The 6914-nt window shown below is 52.2% G+C and carries 8 protein-coding genes; 3 read left to right on the top strand and 5 right to left on the bottom strand.

Annotated elements, in window-relative coordinates:
- Nucleotides 1–300: 300 nt before the first annotated feature.
- Together GAK38_RS23165 and glnA are read left to right on the top strand one after the other, a co-directional pair.
- Nucleotides 301–639, top strand: coding sequence for a P-II family nitrogen regulator (locus GAK38_RS23165; protein WP_007874909.1), 339 nt, complete (start codon nucleotides 301–303; stop codon nucleotides 637–639).
- A 45-nt stretch (nucleotides 640–684) separates the two neighbouring features.
- Entirely contained in the window at nucleotides 685–2094 is a 1410-nt protein-coding gene (gene glnA, locus GAK38_RS23160; protein ID WP_325347244.1) for a type I glutamate--ammonia ligase, read from the top strand.
- A gap of 207 nt (nucleotides 2095–2301) precedes the next feature.
- Here glnA and GAK38_RS23155 read toward each other — a convergent pair whose 3' ends face one another.
- From GAK38_RS23155 to GAK38_RS23135, 5 genes are read right to left on the bottom strand one after another with little or no spacing between them, the layout of a single operon-like run.
- A complete protein-coding gene (locus GAK38_RS23155; protein WP_325347243.1) occupies nucleotides 2302–3084 on the bottom strand; it encodes an ATP12 family chaperone protein in 783 nt (260 codons plus the stop codon).
- A gap of 22 nt (nucleotides 3085–3106) precedes the next feature.
- On the bottom strand, nucleotides 3107–3778 hold the full coding sequence (locus GAK38_RS23150) for an HAD-IA family hydrolase (protein ID WP_325347242.1): 672 nt from the start codon (nucleotides 3776–3778) through the stop codon (nucleotides 3107–3109).
- Nucleotides 3775–4170 carry a DMT family transporter gene (locus tag GAK38_RS23145; protein WP_325347241.1) on the bottom strand — a complete coding sequence of 132 codons (396 nt, stop codon included), beginning with the start codon at nucleotides 4168–4170 and terminating at the stop codon, nucleotides 3775–3777. The genes GAK38_RS23150 and GAK38_RS23145 overlap by 4 nt, the downstream gene beginning before the upstream one ends.
- Nucleotides 4151–4699 (bottom strand): DMT family transporter, encoded by a 549-nt coding sequence (locus GAK38_RS23140; protein ID WP_325347240.1) that lies wholly within the window; start codon nucleotides 4697–4699, stop codon nucleotides 4151–4153. The genes GAK38_RS23145 and GAK38_RS23140 overlap by 20 nt, the downstream gene beginning before the upstream one ends.
- A gap of 2 nt (nucleotides 4700–4701) precedes the next feature.
- Complete coding sequence (locus GAK38_RS23135) at nucleotides 4702–5682, bottom strand: RluA family pseudouridine synthase (RefSeq protein ID WP_325347239.1); 981 nt, start codon at nucleotides 5680–5682, stop codon at nucleotides 4702–4704.
- Nucleotides 5683–6012: 330 nt separating this feature from the next.
- Here GAK38_RS23135 and GAK38_RS23130 point away from each other — a divergent pair.
- On the top strand, nucleotides 6013–6914 hold a 902-nt coding region (locus tag GAK38_RS23130), incomplete at its 3' end, for an ABC transporter transmembrane domain-containing protein (RefSeq protein ID WP_325347238.1).

Genomic DNA, 6914 nt, shown 5'->3' with positions numbered 1-6914 from the left:
GCTAACAAGCTCGAAACCTTGTTGAATATCTTTCATACGGACAGCCTTGTCTCAATGACAATAATAATGCCACTCTGGGCCAAAGAAAGTTGCACTTCTGAAATTACTGAAAATGCGCTAGCCTTGACTTTGGTGCCATTTTCTCTGGGAGTGACAGGGCAACTTCGGGAATTTTTGCTTGAAAAAGCAAGGAACTTAAAAAATTTGATCGGCAAAGATCGAGTTGGCACAGTTCATGCTTCTATATTTACGAAACGGGCACAATGTCCATTTCCGAACAAGAGCGGAGACAATTCTCTGATGAAAAAGATCGAAGCCATCATTAAGCCTTTCAAGCTCGATGAAGTGAAGGAAGCCCTTCAGGAAGTTGGTTTGCAGGGTATTACTGTAATTGAAGCCAAGGGTTTCGGCCGACAGAAAGGCCATACCGAGCTTTACCGTGGCGCGGAATATGTCGTCGATTTTCTTCCAAAAGTGAAAGTCGAAGTCATCGTCGCCGACGAAACCGTCGATGGCGCCATTGAAGCTATCCGCAAGGCAGCCCAGACGGGCCGCATTGGTGACGGTAAGATTTTCGTCTCCAATATCGAAGAAGTTATCCGTATCCGTACCGGCGAATCCGGCGTGGACGCGATCTAACGAAACCAAGTCTACCGACCATCGTCGTGCAAACAGGATACCAAAATGACGACTGCCAATGACATTCTGAAACAGATCAAAGACAACGACGTCAAGTTTGTTGACCTCCGCTTCACAGACCCAAAAGGCAAACTGCATCACGTTACGATGGATGTCGGCCTGATCGATGAAGAGATGTTTGAAGATGGCGTCATGTTCGACGGCTCTTCTATTGGTGGCTGGAAGGCTATTAATGAATCCGACATGGTTCTCATGCCAGATCCGGAAACGGCTCACATTGATCCGTTCTTTGCTCAGTCCACGCTGGTAATTCTCTGCGACATTCTTGACCCGATTTCGGGTGAAGCTTATGGCCGCGATCCACGCACGACTGCAAAGAAGGCTGAGTCCTACATGAAGTCGCTCGGCATTGGCGACACTGTTTACGTCGGCCCGGAAGCTGAATTCTTCGTATTCGATGACGTCAAGTACAAGGTCGATCCGTTCAACACCGGCTTCAAGCTCGATTCGACCGAACTGCCATCCAACGATGATACCGATTACGAAACCGGCAATATGGGCCATCGCCCACGCGTCAAGGGTGGTTACTTCCCTGTTCCACCAGTGGACAGCCTTCAGGACATGCGCTCCGAAATGCTCACCGTTCTGACGGAAATGGGCGTAACGGTTGAAAAGCATCACCACGAAGTGGCTTCGGCTCAGCACGAGCTGGGCACGAAATTTGACACGCTCGTCCGCAATGCGGACAAGATGCAGTTTCAGAAATATGTCGTGCATCAGGTGGCCAATGCCTACGGCAAGACTGCAACCTTCATGCCAAAGCCAGTTTTCGGCGACAACGGCTCGGGTATGCACGTTCACTTCTCGATCTGGAAAGACGGCAAGCCAACCTTCGCTGGCAATGAATATGCCGGCCTGTCGGAAAACTGCCTGTACTTCATCGGCGGCGTTATCAAGCACGCCAAGGCTGTGAACGCATTCACCAACCCATCGACCAACTCCTACAAGCGTCTGGTCCCTGGCTATGAAGCTCCGGTTCTACTGGCTTACTCGGCTCGCAACCGTTCTGCTTCTTGCCGTATCCCATTCGGCTCGTCGCCGAAGTCGAAGCGTCTTGAAGTTCGCTTCCCGGATCCATCAGCAAATCCATATCTCTGCTTCTCAGCGCTGCTGATGGCTGGTCTTGACGGTATCAAGAACAAGATTCATCCAGGCCAGGCCATGGACAAGGATCTCTACGATCTGCCTGCAAAGGAACTCAAGAAGATCCCAACCGTTTGCGGTTCGCTTCGTGAAGCTCTGCAGGCGCTCGACAAGGATCGCGAGTTCCTCAAGGCTGGTGGCGTATTCGAGGACGACCAGATCGATAGCTTCATCGAACTTAAGATGGCCGAAGTGCTGCGTTATGAAACAACGCCGCATCCAGTTGAGTTCGACATGTACTACTCGGTTTAATCGGGATTGCGCGTGGCAATCAGAGATTGCCACGCGCTCCGGTTACTTCTTTAAAGCGCCTCTTATCAGAAAACCGTTTTACGATTTTGGGGATGCGCTTGAGTTACCGAGGGGAACGACGTGCCAGAAGGCGCGCGAAAGAAAACCCGGCGAAAACCGGGTTTTCTCTTTTTATACAGTTTGTTACAGCTATTAGATAAATAATAACTAGAGCGCTTGAAGCACGCGGGCTGCGACCATCATTTCGCCTAGACGTGTCTTACGACGTGCCTGCGCTTCAGCATCTTCGCCCCAATGTTCGACAGTCCAGTCTTCATCGAGATGGGCACGGTTCCAACCGTCTTCGACAGAGACTTCGCCTTTGGCAATTGCCAATGCAATCAGTGCGGAGCCGGTCAGCGTCGTCATCGTATGGAGCGATGCCAGCGCAATAGGATTCTTGAATTCCGACAGATGAATGCCGAAAGCTGAAATCGCTTCGCGTGACTGTTCGACATGCATCACACCTTCTGCAAGTGCAAAACGTGCGCCAACGCTTTCTGCCCAGTCGATCAATGGGTCCCATTGTTCGGTCTGACGCGCAACAAGCTCTTTCGGGCTCGCGGCGCGGTAGCAGATCATGTCCGTTCCGGCAAAACGCAGAATGTCTTCGAAAACCGCCTGTGGGTCTTGAGCAATGCCATCAATCGCCGTGTTCACCAAACGCGTTGCAGGCATTTTGGAAGGATCTATAACTTCCACCTGTGCACGGAATTCTTCCGCAATAATTTCCGCAGCTTCGCTTGTTGGGAGAAGCAGAACAGCCCGAGCCGGTGTTTTGACCGGACGACCATCGAGATGCACGGTGAATCCGCCTTCGGTTTCGGCAACTTCAGCTTTTTCATAAAAGCGCTTCGGCAGCGGTGTGCGCATCAATTCCTGAGAGCGCTTTACCGGGTCGGTTTGCGAAATCGGCATTTCAGCTTGGGGATCGCTCAGAGTGTCGCGCATAATAATATCCAATTATTGTAGGTCAGGATGCGAAAGCATCCATTTCATGCAGAATCGCATGAAGCTCTTCAGGCTTGTTCATGACATAATGGGCGCCTGCATCTTTCAGTGCGTTGGGCTTATGATAGCCCCACGAAACACCAGCGGCACGCGCACCCGCTGAACGAGCCATTTGCATATCGTAAATCGCATCGCCGATCACGATTGTTCGCTCTGGTTCTATCCCCATTTCGGCACAGGATTCAAGCACCATAGCCGGATGAGGCTTGGACGGGCAATCATCGGCGGTACGAACGGTCATGAAATGATGTCCAATGCCATGACGTTCGAAAATCGAACGCACGCCACGTTGCGACTTACCGGTAACGATGCCCAGCAACAAATCATCGCGACTGCCCAGCTCAGTCAGAAGTGGCAGGATACCGTCATAAAGCGGCTCTGCAAAATCGGGGTTCTGAAGGTATTTTACAAAATTTTCCTTGTAACGCTGCGTGAGCCAGTGTGCCTGTTCGTCAACTTCGCTACCGAGCAACTGCGCAATGGCGATTGGAAGAGAAAGACCGATGATTGAGTGGGTCTGCTCGATTTCAGGCGGAACAAGTCCAGCGTCAACAAAGCTGGCGACCATGCAATGGTGAATAGTGTCACCACTATCGACAAGCGTGCCATCACAATCAAAGAGAACGAGTTTCATCGGGCGGCTCCGGCTTTTGCTGGTCGATTGATGATAACGAGGCCTAGCCCGATCAGACCGAGCGCCGCAAAGATTTTCCAACCCAGTGGTTCATTGAGCAGCAGTCCGCTGAGGAGTACGCCGAAAGCTGGCGTTAGGAATGCAAAGTTGGACAATTTGGACGCCGGATACCGACGCACCATCCAGAACCACAATGGATATGTCACAGCTACCACGAACATTGACTGAAACAGAAATGACAGAACCGAGAGCACATCGGGATCGCGGATCAATGGTCCGCTCAAAGTCATGAATGGCAACGGCACGAGTGCTGCTACGGCAAGCTGATAAAGCAACGTCTTCTCAGGCGCAGCACTTGCAAGCTTCGAGCGCTTAATGACGAGTGTGGTCATTCTCCAAAGCATACCGGAAATCAGTGCGAGCAGATCTCCGTAGACCGCATTGGGGCCGGGACGACTGATATGGATCTGAAAAGACCACGAAAACACCAAGAAACGCCACGCACATGCCTATGAAGGCACGCATGGACATTCGTTCGCCCAAAAGAAAATGACTGCCGATGGCTACCCAGAACGGCATGACATTCATCATCAGCGTGACACGTCCCACACTGGTCAGTTCCATCGCCAGAAAGATCAGAACAAATTCGACACCAAAAAGAAGACCGGCCAGAATACCGGGCTTCAGCGTGCCATCGCGGCCAAACAGCGGAATACGCTTCCAGTAACACCAGAGAAAAACGCAAAGGCCGCCTAAAGCTGCACGACCTGCGGCCATGAGCATGGGATTAAAGCCGCGATTGCCGATCTTGATGGCAACCTGGTTAAGCCCCCAGGTGATCATGATGAACATGACGAGGGCAATTGCCAGCCCGTCGAACGACACCCGGCCCTGAACCGATCCTCCCCCCGTAGCCGACATTTTTACTCTTCCGCGTCTGCCTCATCAAAGCCAAGCAAGTTCCACGACTGCACCATGTGCGGTGGCAGCGGTGCGGTGACATCAATAGTGCCACCCGATGGATTTGGGATGCGAATGCGGCGGGCGTGAAGGTGCAATTTCTTCTGAATGCCGCCCGGGAATTCCCAGTTCTGGTCAGCTTCAAAATACTTTGGATCGCCGATAATTGGATGACCGATATGCGCTGCATGAACACGCAGCTGATGGGTGCGGCCCGTGTAAGGCTCCATTTCCAACCACGTCAGGTTGTTACCGACCTTCTCAATGATCCGGTAATAAGAGACAGCATGATCGGAATCCGGTTCACCATGCTGGCAAACACGCATCTTATCGCCATCCGGCGTTTGTTCTTTGACCAACCAAGTTGAAATCTTGTCTTCGCGCTTGCGTGGAACACCCTTCACAAGTGCCCAGTAGGTTTTCTTGGTGTCACGTTCCCGGAAAGCAGCAGTCAACGCCTGTGCAGCACCACGCGTTTTCGCGACAACAAGGCAGCCCGACGTATCGCGGTCAATACGATGTACGAGACGAGGCTTTTCACCCTTCTTATTGCGCCATGCTTCAAGCATACCGTCCACATGACGAACGAGGCCGGAACCGCCCTGCACTGCCAGACCCGCAGGCTTATTGAAAACAAAGACCTTGGCGTCTTCATAAATCAACATCTGCTTGAGGACATCACCATCTTCCTGACTGCGAATGGTGCGTGCAGTTACAGGACCGGTGGCCTTCTCATCAACGCCCAATGGCGGAATACGGACCGACTGGCCTGCCTGCAGACGTGTATCTGCCTTTACGCGACCGCCATCCACACGAACCTGTCCGGAACGCAGCAGTTTCTGCAGGTGTCCGAACCCAAGTCCGGAAAAATAGACCTTGAACCAGCGATCAAGACGCATACCCGTCTCGTCTGCAGCCACATTCTTTTGTTCAACGCCTGCCATGGAAAACCCGATCAATACTTCTTAGGGGCACGAGCTTCGCGTGCCTGTCTCTGGTGCGTCTTACAGGCCGTAACCGTCAGCCGGTCGCCGGAATGCGCTTTAAATCTGTCAATAGACGCGCCAAGGCCGGATTGCTAGGCATAATCGACGAAAACAACAATCTGCCACTGTAACAAAACTGCCTTAGACTCTTCACGGTCGGTTACATCTATTTTTAATTTATGGTCAACCTTGACACCCAATAGCCACTTCTTGCCGTCATTGCATATTGATAGAACAACGGGACTGCACCATTTAGTCCAGTGAAATAGAACGAGCGGGAGTCCGAAGGTGTCATTGCTCAAAATCTACTGGCGTGCCATGGAATATCTTGCGGCTGAGAAAGCTGCAACCATCACCATGTGTATAGCAAGCGTATTGGTTGCCCTTGTCATGTTGGCCGAACCGATCCTTTTCGGTCGGGTAATTCAGGCTATCTCCGACAAGGGAGATATCGTTACGCAGCTCGCCATGTGGGCCGCTATTGGCGGGTTTAACATCATTGCAGCAGTCTTCGTTGCGCGTGGGGCTGACCACCTCGCCCATCGTCGCCGTCTGGGCGTAATGATCGACTCCTATGAGCGCATCATCACCATGCCTCTTGCATGGCACCAGAAGCGCGGTACGTCGAATGCGCTGCATACGCTGATCCGCGCGACAGACTCGCTCTTCACTCTCTGGCTTGAATTCATGCGTCAGCACCTGACCACGATTGTGGCTCTGGGCGCGCTTATTCCTGTTGCAATGAGCATGGACGTTCGCATGTCCATGGTTCTTATCGTGCTCGGCGTCATCTACGTGATGATCGGTCAGCTCGTCATGCGTAAGACCAAAGATGGTCAGACCGCTGTTGAAAAGCATCACCATAAGCTGTTCGAGCATGTGAGCGACACGATCAGCAACGTTTCGGTCGTGCAGAGCTATAACCGCATTGCCTCTGAAACGCAGGCGCTGCGTACCTATGCCAAAAACCTCGAAAACGTCCAGTTCCCGGTTCTCAACTGGTGGGCCCTCGCCAGCGGTCTTAACCGCATGGCCTCGACCTTCTCGATGGTTATCGTGCTTTTGCTTGGCGCATATTTTGTGACCAAGGGCCAGATGCGCGTTGGTGACGTGATTGCCTTTATCGGTTTTGCGCAGCTGATGATCGGTCGTCTTGACCAGATCAGCGCCTTCATCAACCAGACTGTGAC

This window comes from Xylophilus sp., assembly GCA_009914555.1.
Taxonomy (GTDB): domain Bacteria; phylum Pseudomonadota; class Gammaproteobacteria; order Burkholderiales; family Burkholderiaceae_C; genus WNDY01.
This window is presented reverse-complemented; position numbering and strand designations above follow the sequence as displayed.